Source organism: Nonomuraea sp. NPDC048881, assembly GCF_040649795.1.
Lineage (GTDB): Bacteria > Actinomycetota > Actinomycetes > Streptosporangiales > Streptosporangiaceae > Nonomuraea.
Window position 1 is genome coordinate 1 of record NZ_JBEZGC010000022.1, and the last position, 14,179, is coordinate 14,179.

A 14,179-nucleotide genomic window follows, 5' to 3' on the forward strand; every position below is an offset into this window, starting at 1 on the left:
CGATCTCACCCAGCAGCCCATCGGCGTCCTCGGGCAGCCGGGTACGGAAATCGCCGTCCCGGACCGCCGTCAGCCCGCCGAGCAGCTGACGCAGCCGAAGCTCGCCGACCTCGGCGCCCCCGGACGCGGAACGGGAGCCACCGGTCATCGCTTCGCTCATGTCACCCTCGTGTCCTACGACGTTGTCGGGACTGTCCTGCCGGTGACCTCGCGAACGGCCCTGATCAGCAGGCCATGATCGAGGTCGTCGACGGAACAGTCGTGGTTGTCGGTCATCCGGATTCTAGAGCCGGTACTCATGATCTTCAGCCCCGAACGCCGAGGTGCGGCGGGGACCGCTCACGACGACTCGCGGAGGCTGTCGGGGCGCTGCGCGCCCATCGCGGCCACGGCGTCGCCCACGTCGGCGTGGACGGTCAGCGAGGACCACACGCCGGTGACCTGGAGCACGCGCGCGGGCAGCTCCTGCACGCCGGCCAGGCGGAGGGCGCCCCCGTGTTCGAGCACCGCGGCGTTGAGGCGTAACAACACGTGCAGGCCGCGGCTGTCCATGAAGCTCAGCCCGCCCAGGTCGAGCACCATGCCCGCCCCGGGCCGCAGGTGCCGCTCGGTGAAGGATCCCAGCCGCGTCGAGTTGGAGGCATCGAGCTCGCCGATCACGGTCACCAGCACGCCGCCGGGCAGATCGCGGCAGTTCAGGCTCAGAGGGGTCACGCTGTCACCGGAGGCCGGGCAGCACGAAGGCCCGTCCGGCCTGAAGGGGACGGGTGTGACGGCGGACGAAGGAGGTCAGGCATCACAGGCCGGCGGCGGGATCGACTCGGTCACGGGACCGACGCGGTCGCCCGAAGGGCGCGGCCACCCCGACTGTGCTGCCTCTCGATCGCCTGGCCTGCGGCCACGGCCTCGCCGCGGACGCGCCATGTCGCCGCTACGGCCGGGACTCAATCGCGATCATCTCCTCCGTGCCGCGGCGATCGGTGCTCGCCTCCAACCCTTGAGCCTTCGGCGGTGGCGGGTCAGCACATCAGGCGAAGAATCCGGCTCACTCCTGTCCACAGAACGAACCGGGCATCAGAGGATCAGTCGCGGCGGAGCTCGGCCGCGGAACGGAGGGTGTCGCCGGGCGAGCAGCCGAAGGCGGCCCGGTGGAGCTGGGCGAAGCGCCCGGGGTGGAAGAAGCCCCACCGGGCGGCGACGGCGGTCACCGTGGTGGCGGGATCGCCGGTCTTCAGCTCGGCGTGCGCGCGGGCCAGCCGGGCCTGGCGCAGGTAGCCCAGCGGGGTGGTGCCGAGGTGCCGGCGGAAGGCGTACTGGAGGGCGCGGGCGCTGACCCGGGCGGCGGTGGCGATCTCGTCGATGCCGATGGGCAGGGCGGCGTGGTCGTCGATGAAGGCCGTCGCCCGGCGCAGCGCCTCGGGACGGGCGGAGCCGGGGGCGGCGTCGTCGGCGTCGGTGGGCAGGGCGGTGAGCACGCTGGCGGCCAGGAGCTGCCCGGCGGTGGAGACGACCAGCGGCTCGGCGGCCAGCTCGGGGGCGGCCAGGACGTCGTCGCGCAGGTAGGCGAGGGTGCGCCGCAGATGGCGGCCGGCGGCGGCGGAGACCGGGCGGTGCCCCACCAGCCGGACCGGCTCGGCCCGGCGGCCGGGCAGCGTGCCGGCCACCTGCTGCAGCAGCGCGGGGTCGAACATGATGATGTCGTAGCGCGAGCGGCGGATCTCGCCGGTGTAGGGCAGGTCGTGCGGGGCGAACAACACCGTGTCGCCGGGGCCGAAGAGCTCGTCCGGCCCGCCCGCGACCTGCTGGGCGATGGTGCCGGTCTCGACCGCGCACAGGCACACCTTGCCGAGCGGGTTGACGTCGAAGCTCATCGCGTACTCGAGGTTGAGCCGGTCGATGCTGACCGAGCCCATGACCTGGCGGGAGATCTGGGTGCGGGGGTTCTTCACGTCGGAGCCGATGCTCATCTTGGCGTACGCCTTGCTGAGGAACTCCTCCGTCTGGCCGATGTCACGGCTGTCGAAGACCTCTGGGCCCATCGGACCACCTCTCTCCGGTCGGGGGGACCACGCCTGCCGCGGCCCGTGCCGATTTTCCCAAACGGCTACGACAACGGCCGACCGCCGACGGGACAGGGCCCTCTGCCAGGGACGATCCGCTTTTGGTATACCATTTTTCAGGTGACTTCCTGGACGATCTCCAACGTGCGCCCCTGGGGCGGCGCGCCCGTGGACCTGACCATCGACGGTACCCGGATCGCCGCCGTGCTCCCGGCCGGGACCACCCCGCCCGCCGGCGAGCACATCGACGGCCGCGGCCTGCTGGCCCTGCCCGGATTCGTCAACGCCCACGCCCACGTCGACAAGAGCTGGTGGGGCCGGCCCTGGGTGTCGTACGGCGGTGTGGCGACCACGCAGGGCCGCATCGAGCACGAGCGCGCCGAACGGGACAAGTACGGCATCCCGGGTGTCGACGGCACGGTGGCGGTGCTGCGCGAGTTCCTGCGGCACGGCACCACGGCCACCCGCACCCACGTCGACGTCGACCTCGGGGTCGGGCTGCGCGGCATCGAGGCCGTGCGCGAGGCCGCGGCACGGCTCGACGGGGCGATCGAGGTCGAGATCGTGGCCTTCCCGCAGGACGGCGTCGTCCGCCGGCCCGGCGTGCTCGACCTGCTCGACCAGGCCGCGCGGGCGGGCGCCACCAGCATCGGCGGCATCGACCCCGCGACCATCGACCGGGACCCGGTCGCCCAGCTCGACGGCCTGTTCGAGATCGCCGAACGCCGCGGCGTCGGCCTGGACATCCACCTGCACGACGGCGGCGAGCTCGGCGCGTTCCAGTACGAGCTGATCATCGACCGCACGCTCAGGACCGGCCTGCAGGGCAAGGTCACCGTCTCCCACGGCTTCGCCCTCGGCGACCTGGCCCCCGAACGCCAGCGCGGCCTGCTCGACGACCTCGCCGCGGCGGGCATCTCCTGGGCGACGGTCGCGCCGGTGCGCACCGCGCCCCTCCCGTGGCGGGGCATGGCCGAGCGCGGCATCGGCCTCGGCCTCGGCACCGACGGGATCAGGGACCTGTGGTCGCCGTTCGGCGACGGCGACCTGCTGCGCGTCGCCCTCGGCTTCGCCCGGCTGCACGGGCTGCGCTCCGACGACGAGCTCACCGCCGCCGTGGAGCTGGCCACCACGAAGGCGGCGCCGTTCGTGCACCGGGACCGGCACGACCTCGTCGCGGGGGCGCGGGCCGACGTCGTGCTCGTGGACGCCGAGAACGTGCCGGACGCGCTCGTGCGGGTGCCGCCGCGGGCGCTCGTGGTCGCCGGCGGCAGGGTGGTCGCCCGCGACGGCGACGTGCTCCTGGACGCCTGACGCCCGCGCGGGGTCGCCTGACGCCCGCGCGGGGTCAGGGAGTGCCGGACCGCAGCCGGTCGGCGTGCTCCCCGATGAGCCGGGCGCTGGTCGCCACGTGCCGGGCGACCAGCTCGCCGACGAGGGTCACGTCGCGGGCGGCGATCGCCTCGTAGAGCTCGCGGTGCTCGTCGGCGACCGCCTGGAGGTCGTCGTGCCGGCCGAGCAGCCAGCGCATCCGGCTGCGCAGGACCTGCCCCACCTCGACCAGCAGGTCGTTGCCCGCGATGGCGGTGGCCGTCTCGTGGAAGTCGGCGGCGGCCCGCCGGGCGCGGACCGCGTCGCCGGCGCGCGCCGCCCGCAGCTCCGCGTCGAGGTCGGCGCGCAGCCGCCGCAGGCCCTGCGCGTCGTGCCGCCGGGCGGCGAGCTGGAAGGTGACGGCCTCGAACGCCGAACGCACCTCCACCAGGTCGGCGACGTCGCGGGCGGTGAACTCGCGCACCACGGCCCAGGTGCGGGGCCGCAACGTCACCAGCCCCTCGGCGGCCAGGGTGGCCAGGGCGTCGCGCACCGGCACCCGGCTCACGCCGAGCTCGGTGGCCAGGTCGCGCTCGACGAGCCTGCTGCCCGGCGGGCGGACGCCGTCGAGGATGTCGTCGCGCAGCCGCCGGATGACGCGTACGGACTCGGGTTCGAACCCGGCTCCTGCCACCATGCCCTCAGTCTCCCACCGGCGCCGCACCGGACGGGCTGTCCGCGTCCCCGGTGTCGAGGCGTCGCGCCTGCTGCTGGAGATGGGCGAGCATGACCTTGCCCGCCGGCGTCAGGGCGCGGGACCCGGGCAGGGTGGCGCCCACCGAGCGGCGCACCGACGGCAGCGGCACCTGGAGTTCGAGGAGCTGGGGATCGGTCCTGACGAAGAGCGCGGGCAGCGCGGCGATCATGTCCGTGCCGAGCAGCAGGGAGCGGATCGTCAGGATGGAGCTGCATTCGGTGCGGTCGGGCGGCAGCGGCAGCCCGTTGCGGTGGAACACCTGCTCCAGCTCCCGTCGCAGCGAGGTCTGCTCCAGCGGCAGGATCCACGGGTAGTCCAGCAGGCCGGCCAGCGCGCGGGCGTGCGCCGCCGGGTGCCCGGCGCGGGCGACCAGCAGCACGGGCTCGTTGTAGAGCGGGATCTGGCGCAGGTCCGGGCGGTCCTCGATCGGGTTGAGCCGGCCGAGGATCAGGTCGAGGTCGCCGCCGGTGAGCTGGGGGACCAGCGAGTCGAACGTGCCCTCCTTGACGATCACGGTGATGCCCGGCCGCTCGGCCTTGAGCGCCGCGATCGAGCGGGGGAGCAGCACGTTCGTGGCGGCCAGCAGGGTGCCGACGGTGACCGTGCCGGCCGTGCCGTCGGCCAGGCCGGCGATGCGCTCGCCCGCGCGGCGCAGCTCGGCCTGCACGGCGCGGGCGTGGTCGATGAACGCCTCGCCGAAGAGGGTGGGGGTGACGCCGCGCGATCCGCGGGTGAACAGCTCCACCCCGAGGATCTGCTCCACCTCCCGCAGCCCCCGGGTCACGGCGGGCTGGGCCAGGTGGAGGTGCTCGGCGGCGCGCAGGACGCCGCCCTGCTCGGCGATGGTGGTCACGAGCACGAGGTGCCGCAGCTTGAGCCGGCCGCTCAGCAGGTCCAGCGGACGAGATATCACGAAATCATCATATGACCAGGGCGAACCTGCCCTATTTCGCTATGTCGGCGGGAACCGGCTGGTCACCCAGGCGTTCGGCGTCGTTGCGGGGGATCACCAGGGCGGCGACCAGGCTGATGACCGTCACCACGGTCAGGTAGGCGGTGATCGACAGCGAGGTCCCGGTCGAGGCGAACAGCGAGGCGGCCACCAGCGGCGTGATGCCGCCGCCCAGCAGCGAGGCGAGCTGGTAGGCGACCGACGTGCCGGAGTACCGGATGGCGACCGGGAAGAAGCTGGCGGTCAGCGTGCCCTGCGGCGCGTGCGTCATGGCCAGCACCGCGCCCATGACCAGCATGAACACCGCGATGAGCGGCTTGTTGCCGGTGTTGACGACCGGCAGGATCGCCAGGGCGCCGGCCAGCAGCACCACCGAGCCCCAGGTGAAGACGGCACGCAGCCCGTGCCGGTCGCCGAGGTGGGCCCACAGCGGCGCGGTGACCAGCCAGACGGCGGCGCCGCCGATCACGCAGCTCAGCAGGAACGTCCGCGACAGGCCGGCCGCGGCCTCGCCGTAGCCGAGGATGTAGACCATGAAGATGTAGGCCAGCGCGCTGTTGCCGATGATCACGCCGATCGTGTGCACCACCTCGCGCCAGTGGTCGCGCAGCACCACCGCGATCGGCAGCTTGACCGGCTTGCGCCGCTCGACCAGGTCGGCGTAGTCGGGGCTCTCCTCGATGCGCAGCCGCAGGTACAGGCCGACCGCCACCAGCACGATGCTGAGCAGGAACGGCACCCGCCAGCCCCAGGCCATGAAGCTCTCCTCGCCCAGCAGCGAGGACGTGCCGAGGAAGACGGCGTTGGCGCACAACATGCCCGCCGGGGTGCCCATCATCGGGAACGCCCCGAACAGGCCGCGCCGGCCCTTCGGCGCGTGCTCCATCGTCAGCACCACCGCGCCGCCGAGCTCGCCGCCCAGGCCGATGCCCTGGGCGACGCGCATCACCACGAGCAGCACCGCCGCCCACACGCCCAGGCTGTCGTACGTCGGCAGCACGCCGATCAGCGTGGTGCCGATCCCCATGATGAGCAGCGAGACGACGAGCGTGTTGCGCCGCCCGATCCGGTCGCCGAAGTGGCCGAAGACGATGCCGCCCAGCGGGCGGGCCAGGAATCCCACGGTCATGGTGCCGAAGGAGGCGATGGAGCCGGCGACCGGGTCCATGGCGGGGAAGAACTGCTTGTTGAAGACGAGGGCCGCGGCGGTGCCGTAGAGGAAGAAGTCGTACCACTCGATGGCGGTGCCGATGAAGGCGGCCCGCGAGACGCGGCGGGCGGCCAGGCGGCGATCTGTGTCCATCTCTCTGTGCCTTCCGAATGAGGGTACGGAAGAGGATGCACGCTGGTGGTATGCCAGAACGAATACCGATTCGGTCGGCAGACATAGCAGAACCGACATATAACGAAATAAGGATAGCCAGGCGACATTTCGGTATTGGACTGTTATGTCGAGCGATCAGCAGAATGTCGACCATGAAGCCCGCGCACTACGTCAACGGCGTCTTCACGACGGCGGGGACCGACTTCCCCCTCATCTCGCCCGTCGACGGCCGCACCGTCGGAGCCGTCCCCGAGGCGTCCCGCGAGACCGTCGACGAGGCGGTCCGGGCCGCCCGCGCCGCCCTCGACGGCCCCTGGGGCGCCACCTCCACCGAGGAGCGGTGCGCGTACCTGCGCCGGATCGCCGACGGGATCGAGGCCAGGTTCGAGGAGTTCGTCGAGGCCGAGGCCGCCGACACCGGCAAGCCGCGCGAGCTGGCCGCGACGGTGGACATCCCGCGCGCCGCCGGCAACTTCCGCGCCTACGCCGACCTGGCCTACGGGCGTCCCGAACGGGCCTACAACACCAGCGTCCCGGCCTGGAGCGGCAGCGGGCAGGCGCTCAACTACACCGTGCGCCGCCCGCTCGGCGTGGTCGCCGTCATCTCGCCGTGGAACCTGCCGCTGCTGCTGCTCACCTGGAAGGTCGCGCCGGCCCTGGCCGCGGGCAACTCCGTCGTCGCCAAGCCGTCGGAGGAGACCCCCTCCACCGCCACCCTGCTGGCCGAGGTGATCGACGCGGCGGGCCTGCCGGCCGGCGCGTTCAACCTGGTCCACGGCCATGGCGCGGGGGCGGCCGGCGAGCACCTGACCGCGCACCCCGGCGTGGACGCCATCGCCTTCACCGGCGCCTCGGCCACCGGCAGCGCCATCATGCGCAACGCCGCCGCGCACGTCACGCCGGTCTCCTTCGAGCTCGGCGGCAAGAACCCGGCCCTGGTCTTCGCCGACGCCGACCTGGAGGAGGCCGTCGAGGGCACGATCCGCTCCAGCTTCACCCACTCCGGCCAGATCTGCCTGTGCACCGAGCGCGTCTACGTCCAGCGCCCGATCTTCGAGGCGTTCACGCGGGCGCTGGCAGAGCGGGCCAGGGGCCTGAGCGGCTACGGGCCGATGATCTCGGCCCAGCACCGCGACAAGGTGCTGTCCTACTACCGCCTCGCCGTCGAGGAGGGCGCGACGGTGCTGGCCGGAGGAGGCGTGCCGGAGTTCGGCGACGCCCGCGACGGCGGCTTCCACGTCGAGCCCACCGTGATCACCGGCCTGCCGCCGCACGCCAGGACCGTCCGCGAGGAGGTCTTCGGCCCCATCTGCCACGTCGCCCCCTTCGACGACGAGGACGAGGCCGTCCGGCTGGCCAACGACAGCCCGTACGGCCTGGCCGCCACCGTGTGGACCACCGACCTGTCGCGCGCCCACCGCGTGGCACCCCGGATCCAGGCCGGCATCGTCTGGGTCAACTGCTGGAACCTGCGCGACCTGCGCACCCCGTTCGGCGGCGTGAAGGCCTCCGGCATCGGGCGTGAGGGCGGCGAGTACTCGCTCGACTTCTTCTCCGAGCCGGTCAACGTGTGCGTCAAGATATGAGGACAGAAGTGACAGACAACCATCGCGCCGCCGCCGCGCGGCTGCTGGAGGCGTACGCGTCCGGCCGCCCGTGCGAGCCGGTCCGCGACCTGGTCGACGGCCTGGAGGCGGCCTACGCGGTGCAGAGCCTGCTCACCGAGCACTGGCTCGGCGAGGGCAGGCGGATCACCGGCCGCAAGGTCGGGCTGACCAGCGAGGCCGTGCAGCGGCAGCTCGGCGTCGGCTCGCCCGACTTCGGCGTGCTGTTCGCCGACATGGCGGTGCCCGACGGAGCGGAGATCCCGGCCGGCGCGGTGCTCCAGCCGCGCGCCGAGGCCGAGGTCGCGCTCGTGCTCGACCGCGACCTGCCGCACGAGCGCCACACGGTCGCCGACGTGATCGCCGCGACGGCGTTCGCGCTGCCCGCGATCGAGGTCGTCGGCAGCCGCATCCGCGACTGGGACATCACCCTGGCCGACACCGTCGCCGACAACGCCTCCTCCGGCCTGTACGTGCTCGGCAACCGCCCGGTCCCGCTGCGCGACGTGGACCTGCGGCTGGCGGGCATGGTCATCGAACGCCGCGGCGAGCAGGTCTCGACCGGCGTCGGCGCGGCCTGCCTGGGCCACCCGCTGCACGCCGCGGTCTGGCTGGCCGACACGCTGGCCGCGCTCGGCCGTCCGCTCCGGGCGGGCGACACCGTGCTGACCGGGGCGCTCGGCCCGGTCGTCCCGGTGAGTCCGGGCGACGTGCTGGAGGCCCGCATCGACGGGCTGGGCGACGTCCGCGCCGCCTTCGCCGCCGACGACGAGAAGGAGGAGCGGTGAACGCGCTCGCCGAACGCCTGGACGAAGCCACCCTGACCGGCCGCGCCATCCCCCGCCTGACCGACACGGCCGACCTCGACGTGCCCGCCGCCTACGAGGTCCAGCGCGCCCTGATCGAACGGCGGCTGGCCCGCGGCGAGCGGCTCATCGGCGTCAAGATGGGCTTCACCAGCCGCGCCAAGATGGCCCAGATGGGCGTGGACGACGTCATCTGGGGCCTGCTCACCGACGCCATGCTGGTGGAGTCCCGGCTCGACACCACCGGCCTGATCCACCCGCGGATCGAGCCGGAGATCGCGTTCCTGCTGGACCGGCCGGTGCGCGGCACGGCCGACGTGGCCTCGGCCGTCGGCGGCGTCGCGGTCGGGTACGAGGTGCTCGACTCCCGCTACGAGGGCTTCAGCTTCACCCTGCCCGACGTCATCGCCGACAACGCCTCGGCCAGCGGCTTCGGCGTCGGCCCCTGGCGCCGTCCGCAGGACGCCGGCGACCTCGGCAACCTCGGCCTGGTCATGGAGATCGACGGCCGCCAGGTCGCCGGCGGCTCGTCGGCGGCCATCCTCGGCCACCCGCTGCGCGCGCTGACCGCGGCCGCCCGGCTGACCAGGGCCGCCGGGATCGAGATGGAGGCCGGCTGGATCGTCCTGGCCGGCGCGGCCACGGCGGCGCTGCCGCTGCCCGCCGGGGCGCACGTACGCGTCGGCGCCGCCGGCCTCGGACACGTGGAGGTGACCACCCGATGAGCGACGCGCTGCTGGTCGAGGGCAAGGCCCGGCCCCGCGGCCGGTTCCCGCACGTCAAGCGGGCCGGAGACTTCGTGTTCGTGTCGGGCACCAGCTCGCGCCGCCCCGACGGCTCCTTCGCCGGGGCGAGCGCGGACGAGCTGGGCACCACCAGCCTCGACATCCGCGAGCAGACCAGGGCGGTGATCGAGAACATCGCCGACCTGCTGGCCGCCGCCGGAGGCGGCCTGGACGACGTGGTGAACGTGACCGCGTACCTGGTCAGCATGAACGACTTCGGCGGCTACAACGAGGTCTACGGCGAGTACTTCGACGAGAGCGGCCCCGCCCGCACCACGGTCGCCGTCCACCAGCTCCCGCACCCGCACCTGCTGATCGAGATCTCCTGCACCGCCCTCATCCCCCAAAGGAGCCAGGCATGATCCCCCCCTTCAACCTGAACAAGTGGATCGACGAGCACCAGGACCTGCTCAAGCCGCCGGTCGGCAACGCGCAGATCTGGAAGGACGCCGACCTCATGGTGACGATCGTGGGCGGGCCCAACCAGCGCACCGACTTCCACGACGACCCGATCGAGGAGTTCTTCTACCAGCTGCGGGGCGGCATGGTGCTGCGGGTCATGGAGGAGGAGGGCAAGCCGCCGGTGGACGTGCAGATCGGCGAGGGCGACGTCTTCCTGCTGCCGCCGCACGTGCGGCACTCGCCGCAGCGGCCGGTGCCCGGCTCGATCGGCCTGGTCGTGGAGTTCGCCCGCCCGCAGGGCGCGCTGGACGCCTTCGAGTGGTACTGCGTCAACTGCCACCGCCTGGTCCACCGCGCCGAGGTGCAGCTCCAGTCGATCGTGGACGACCTGCCGCCGGTCTTCCGCGCCTTCCACGAGGGCGACCGCACCTGCCCCCACTGCGGCGCCGAGCACCCCGGCAAGGACTGGCCGGACCACCTGCGGCCGGTGGTCCGGTGACCATGATCGACGTGCACGCGCACGTCTTCCCGCGGATCTCCCGCGAGGAGGCCAGGACGCTCGCCGGGGCCGGCGAGCCGTGGCTGCGCGACGGCATGATGATGAGCGGCGAGGACGACTACCGCCCGGTCACGCCGGAGCTGTGGGACGCCGGGGCCCGCGTGGCCGCCATGGACCGCACCGGGGTGGCCGTGCAGGCGGTCTCCTCGACCCCGCTGCTGTTCGGCTACGCGGCCGACCCGGCCCGCGCCGCCGAGTGGTGCGCCATGGTCAACGACCGCGTGCTCGACCACTGCGCGCAGGCCCCCGACCGGCTGCTGCCGCTGTGCCAGGTGCCCTTGCAGGACGCCGCGCTGGCCGCGAAGACCGTCACCGAGGCCAAGGCCGCCGGTCACCGCGGCGTGCACATCGGCAACCACGTCGGCCCGCGCAACCTGGACGACCCCGACATCGTCGCCTTCCTCGCGCACTGCGCCGAGCAGGACATGCCGGTGCTCGTCCACCCCTGGGACATGCTCGGCGCCGACCGCATGCGCGGCCACATGATGCCGTGGCTGGTCGGCATGGCGGCCGAGACCCATCTCGGCATCCTGTCGCTGATGTTGTCCGGGGCGTTCGAGCGGCTGCCGGGCTCGCTGCGGCTGTGCTTCTGCCACGGCGGCGGCAGCTTCGCCTACCTGCTGGGCCGGGCCGACAACGCCTGGCACCAGCGCGACATCGTCCGCGAGCACTCGCCCAGGCCGCCGTCGGCCTACACCGACCGCTTCTACGTGGACTCCGCGGTGTTCGACCCGCGCGCCCTGCGGCTGCTGGTCGAGGTGATGGGGGCCGAGCGCGTCATGCTCGGCACCGACTTCCCGTTCCCGCTGGGGGAGCAGGAGCCGGGCGCGGTCGTGCGCGCCTGCGCCGAGCTGGACGAGCAGGGCCGCGCGGCCGTCCTGGGCGGCAACGCCGCCGCCTTCCTGGGGCTCGGGGGATGACGGTCGCCGAGACGCCGCTCGGGGCGTTGCGCGGCGTCCGGGGCGGCGGCGTGAGCACGTTCAAGGGCGTGCGCTACGCCGCGCCCGCCCGCCGCCTGGCCGCGCCGGAGCCCGCGCGCCCCTGGCGGGGCGTCGCGGACGCCCGCACCCCCGGCCCGCCCGCCCCGCAGCGGCCCGGCCGCATGGCCTGGGTGCCGGGCCTGGAGATCGACCCGGCGACGTCGGCCGAGGACTGCCTGTTCCTCAACGTCTGGACGCCCTCCGCCGAGGGGCGCCGCCCGGTGCTGGTGTTCCTGCACGGCGGCGCGTTCGTCTTCGGCTCCGGCTCCCAGGCGATGTACGACGGCACCGCGCTCGCCCGTGACCACGGCCTGGTCGTGGTGACCGTGAACTACCGGCTCGGCCTGCCGGGCTTCTGGCACGGCGACGGCGTGCCGGCCAACCTGGCGCTGCGCGACCAGATCGCCGCCCTGGAGTGGGTGCGCGCCAACATCGCGGCCTTCGGCGGCGACCCCGCGAACGTCACCCTGGCCGGGCACTCGGCGGGCGGCACCTGCGTGCTGGCCCTGATGACGTGCGCGCCCGGCCTGTTCGCGCGGGCGGCGGCGATGAGCCCCGTCCCGTACGGGTTCCGCACTCCCGCCGAGGCCGCCGCCTGGACCTCGGTGGCGCGTTCCGCGCTCGGCGGCGACCCGTACGCCGTGCCGCTCGCCGATCTGCTGGCCGCCGAGGAGGCCGCCGTACGCGCCTGCGCCCCGGCCGCGGGGCTGCTGCCCGCCGCGCCCGTCGTGGACGGCGAGCTGCTGGCCGTCCACCCGGTGGAGGCGGTCCGCACGGGCGCCGCCGCGCGCGTCCCGCTGCTGGTGACGACGACGGCCGAGGAGACCCGCCTGTTCACCGCGATCGGCCAGGACAGCCTGGACACCGGCGAGCTCTTCGCCGGGCCCGCCCAGGAGCTGGCCGACGCCCATCACGGCCCCGCCGGGCACCACGTCTGCGGGCACCGCTCGCCGATGAGCCACGCCGGAGTCGCCCTGGGCGCCTGCCATCTGGTGGACGTCCCCCTCTACCTCGGCACCCACGGAACCCCGCTGACCGGCACGGGCCCCCAGGTGGACGCCCTGTCCCACTCGATGAGCACCACCTTCGCCCGCTTCTGCCACGACGGCACGGGCCCGTGGATCATCGGGGCCGGCCGCGAGGCGGACGGGCTCACGGGCCGTCGGGGGTGGTGAGGGGGTGGCCGGGGAGCGGAGTGGACAGGATCATGGTGCTGGAGGGCGGGCCGTAGACCGCCAGGCGGTCGATCAGGTCCTCGAAGGCGACCATGGAGACCGCCACGATCCGCAGGATGCTGCACACGTCGCCGGTGACCCGGTGGATCTCGCGCACCTCCGGCCAGCCGGCCACCTCGGGGTCGCGCAGCACGCAGCGGGTGCCGTAGCAGGACATGCGGATGAAGGCCGAGACCGGCCAGCCGGCCCGCACCGGGTCCACCGTCGCGTGGTAGCCGGTGATCACGCCCGACTCCTCCAGCTTTCGTACGCGGTCGGCCACCGAGGGCGCGGACAGGTGGACCCGGCGGGACAGCTCCTTGAGGGAGAGCCGGGCGTTGTCCTGGAGTTCGCGCAGCAACTCCCAGTCGGTCTCGTCCACGATCATGCCTTCCGTTCGTAAGCCCCAAATCACGATTTATACCGAAACATAAGCCTATATGGCGATATAGCCTTCCATATGGCATTCCTTCTCCATCATCCCGACGCCATCATGGGGACAGCAAGGCTAAGAGAAGGGCAAGCGCGTGGACGCGACGCGACAGTTAGCAGCAGTGCGGCCGACCACGGCGGAGGAACGCGCCGCAAGAGCCAGGGCGACGGGCGGAGCTCCCACCCTGGACTTCCAGACCCGCACCCCCTACGACGCCTACGTCCGCACCGACGTGCTGCACGACCTGCAGCACCCGATGAGCGACGACGCGGGCGAGATGTCGTTCCTGATGATCACTCAGGTGATGGAGCTGTACTTCAAGCTCATCGCCTTCGAGCTGCGCAACGCGCAGGAGCGGCTGCGGGCCGACGACGTGTGGGCCGCGCTGGACCCGCTCCGCCGTACCGTGCTGCACCTGGAGGGCCTGAACGCGAGCTGGCGCGGCCTGCGCTGGATGACCCCCGCCGACTTCAACCGCTTCCGGGACGAGCTCGGCGAGGCCAGCGGCCTGCAGTCGGCGATGTACCGGCACGTGGAGTTCCTGCTGGGGCTAAAGAACCCGGCCCTGCTGCGCCCGTTCAGACGCCAGGACCGCACCCACCGCGACCTGCTCACCACCCTGGAGTCGCCGAGCCTGTGGGACGACGCCATCGCCCTGCTGGCCCGGCTCGGCCACGACCTCCCCCGCGAGCTGCTGGAGCGCGACTTCGCCGTCGAGCACGAGCCGCACCCGGCCGTCGAGCGGGCCTGGGTCGAGGTGTACCGCGACACCGGCCCCGGCAACGCGCTGCGGCTGCTCGGCGAGGCGCTGACCGACGTGGCCGAGCAGTTCGGCGACTGGCGCTACCAGCACGTGACGGCGGTCCGCCGGTCGATGGGCGCCAAGCCCGGCAGCGGCGGCTCCAACGGCCTGGCCTGGCTGGAGCGCAGCATGGCGCGGGTGGTCTTCCCCGAGCTGTGGTCCGCCCGGACCCACATGTGAAGGACGGACG

At 73.2% G+C, this 14,179-nt stretch carries 15 protein-coding genes; 9 read left to right on the forward strand and 6 right to left on the reverse strand.

What is annotated here, in order from left to right; genetic code table 11:
• Window positions 1–339: 339 nt before the first annotated feature.
• Together AB0C33_RS43750 and AB0C33_RS43755 are read right to left on the reverse strand one after the other, a co-directional pair.
• Entirely contained in the window at window positions 340–714 is a 375-nt protein-coding gene (locus tag AB0C33_RS43750; protein ID WP_358299261.1) for an STAS domain-containing protein, read from the reverse strand.
• 368 nt (window positions 715–1,082) lie between these two features.
• Entirely contained in the window at window positions 1,083–2,039 is a 957-nt protein-coding gene (locus AB0C33_RS43755) for a helix-turn-helix transcriptional regulator (RefSeq protein WP_358299264.1), read from the reverse strand.
• Between the two features lie 141 nt (window positions 2,040–2,180).
• On the opposite strand from AB0C33_RS43755, the gene AB0C33_RS43760 reads away from it, so the two are divergent.
• Window positions 2,181–3,374 (forward strand): amidohydrolase, encoded by a 1,194-nt coding sequence (locus AB0C33_RS43760; RefSeq protein WP_358299267.1) that lies wholly within the window; start codon window positions 2,181–2,183, stop codon window positions 3,372–3,374.
• A gap of 34 nt (window positions 3,375–3,408) precedes the next feature.
• On the opposite strand, the gene AB0C33_RS43765 is transcribed toward AB0C33_RS43760, so the two are convergent.
• The 3 genes from AB0C33_RS43765 to AB0C33_RS43775 are packed head-to-tail and all read right to left on the reverse strand — an operon-like array spanning window position 3,409 to window position 6,383.
• Window positions 3,409–4,068 (reverse strand): GntR family transcriptional regulator, encoded by a 660-nt coding sequence (locus tag AB0C33_RS43765; RefSeq protein WP_358299270.1) that lies wholly within the window; start codon window positions 4,066–4,068, stop codon window positions 3,409–3,411.
• Window positions 4,069–4,072: 4 nt separating this feature from the next.
• Window positions 4,073–5,041, reverse strand: a complete 969-nt coding sequence (locus tag AB0C33_RS43770; protein ID WP_358299273.1) for a LysR substrate-binding domain-containing protein — start codon at window positions 5,039–5,041, stop codon at window positions 4,073–4,075.
• A 31-nt stretch (window positions 5,042–5,072) separates the two neighbouring features.
• Window positions 5,073–6,383 carry an MFS transporter gene (locus AB0C33_RS43775; RefSeq protein ID WP_358299276.1) on the reverse strand — a complete coding sequence of 437 codons (1,311 nt, stop codon included), beginning with the start codon at window positions 6,381–6,383 and terminating at the stop codon, window positions 5,073–5,075.
• A gap of 173 nt (window positions 6,384–6,556) precedes the next feature.
• Here AB0C33_RS43775 and AB0C33_RS43780 point away from each other — a divergent pair, with 173 nt between their 5' ends.
• From AB0C33_RS43780 to AB0C33_RS43810, 7 genes are read left to right on the forward strand one after another with little or no spacing between them, the layout of a single operon-like run.
• A complete protein-coding gene (locus AB0C33_RS43780; RefSeq protein ID WP_358299279.1) occupies window positions 6,557–7,990 on the forward strand; it encodes a 2-hydroxymuconic semialdehyde dehydrogenase in 1,434 nt (477 codons plus the stop codon).
• Between the two features lie 8 nt (window positions 7,991–7,998).
• Window positions 7,999–8,796 (forward strand): fumarylacetoacetate hydrolase family protein, encoded by a 798-nt coding sequence (locus tag AB0C33_RS43785; protein ID WP_352355222.1) that lies wholly within the window; start codon window positions 7,999–8,001, stop codon window positions 8,794–8,796.
• Window positions 8,793–9,539 carry a fumarylacetoacetate hydrolase family protein gene (locus AB0C33_RS43790; RefSeq protein WP_358299282.1) on the forward strand — a complete coding sequence of 249 codons (747 nt, stop codon included), beginning with the start codon at window positions 8,793–8,795 and terminating at the stop codon, window positions 9,537–9,539. The genes AB0C33_RS43785 and AB0C33_RS43790 overlap by 4 nt, the downstream gene beginning before the upstream one ends.
• A complete protein-coding gene (locus tag AB0C33_RS43795; RefSeq protein WP_357981716.1) occupies window positions 9,536–9,961 on the forward strand; it encodes a RidA family protein in 426 nt (141 codons plus the stop codon). Before AB0C33_RS43790 ends, AB0C33_RS43795 begins: the two co-directional genes overlap by 4 nt.
• Window positions 9,958–10,500 carry a 3-hydroxyanthranilate 3,4-dioxygenase gene (locus AB0C33_RS43800; protein WP_357981713.1) on the forward strand — a complete coding sequence of 181 codons (543 nt, stop codon included), beginning with the start codon at window positions 9,958–9,960 and terminating at the stop codon, window positions 10,498–10,500. The genes AB0C33_RS43795 and AB0C33_RS43800 overlap by 4 nt, the downstream gene beginning before the upstream one ends.
• Window positions 10,501–10,502: 2 nt before the next feature.
• Window positions 10,503–11,480, forward strand: a complete 978-nt coding sequence (locus tag AB0C33_RS43805; RefSeq protein ID WP_358299626.1) for an amidohydrolase family protein — start codon at window positions 10,503–10,505, stop codon at window positions 11,478–11,480.
• On the forward strand, window positions 11,477–12,715 hold the full coding sequence (locus AB0C33_RS43810) for a carboxylesterase family protein (RefSeq protein ID WP_358299285.1): 1,239 nt from the start codon (window positions 11,477–11,479) through the stop codon (window positions 12,713–12,715). The genes AB0C33_RS43805 and AB0C33_RS43810 overlap by 4 nt, the downstream gene beginning before the upstream one ends.
• Here AB0C33_RS43810 and AB0C33_RS43815 read toward each other — a convergent pair.
• Window positions 12,693–13,142: an Lrp/AsnC family transcriptional regulator gene (locus AB0C33_RS43815; RefSeq protein WP_358299288.1), complete on the reverse strand. Its 450-nt coding sequence runs from the start codon at window positions 13,140–13,142 to the stop codon at window positions 12,693–12,695. The genes AB0C33_RS43810 and AB0C33_RS43815 overlap by 23 nt on opposite strands.
• 139 nt (window positions 13,143–13,281) lie before the next feature.
• On the opposite strand from AB0C33_RS43815, the gene AB0C33_RS43820 reads away from it, so the two are divergent.
• Window positions 13,282–14,169, forward strand: a complete 888-nt coding sequence (locus AB0C33_RS43820) for a tryptophan 2,3-dioxygenase family protein (RefSeq protein WP_358299291.1) — start codon at window positions 13,282–13,284, stop codon at window positions 14,167–14,169.
• The last annotated feature ends 10 nt before the right edge of the window (window positions 14,170–14,179 follow it).

Bases quoted from the DNA above. Each gene is read 5' to 3' on its own strand.
- AB0C33_RS43755 (WP_358299264.1), bottom strand. From the start codon at position 2,039: ATGGGCCCAGAGGTCTTCGACAGCCGTGACATCGGCCAGACGGAGGAG.
- AB0C33_RS43765 (WP_358299270.1), bottom strand. From the start codon at position 4,068: ATGGTGGCAGGAGCCGGGTTCGAACCCGAGTCCGTACGCGTCATCCGG.
- AB0C33_RS43775 (WP_358299276.1), bottom strand. From the start codon at position 6,383: ATGGACACAGATCGCCGCCTGGCCGCCCGCCGCGTCTCGCGGGCCGCC.
- AB0C33_RS43780 (WP_358299279.1), top strand. From the start codon at position 6,557: ATGAAGCCCGCGCACTACGTCAACGGCGTCTTCACGACGGCGGGGACC.
- AB0C33_RS43795 (WP_357981716.1), top strand. From the start codon at position 9,536: ATGAGCGACGCGCTGCTGGTCGAGGGCAAGGCCCGGCCCCGCGGCCGG.
- AB0C33_RS43800 (WP_357981713.1), top strand. From the start codon at position 9,958: ATGATCCCCCCCTTCAACCTGAACAAGTGGATCGACGAGCACCAGGAC.
- AB0C33_RS43805 (WP_358299626.1), top strand. From the start codon at position 10,503: ATGATCGACGTGCACGCGCACGTCTTCCCGCGGATCTCCCGCGAGGAG.
- AB0C33_RS43810 (WP_358299285.1), top strand. From the start codon at position 11,477: ATGACGGTCGCCGAGACGCCGCTCGGGGCGTTGCGCGGCGTCCGGGGC.
- AB0C33_RS43815 (WP_358299288.1), bottom strand. From the start codon at position 13,142: ATGATCGTGGACGAGACCGACTGGGAGTTGCTGCGCGAACTCCAGGAC.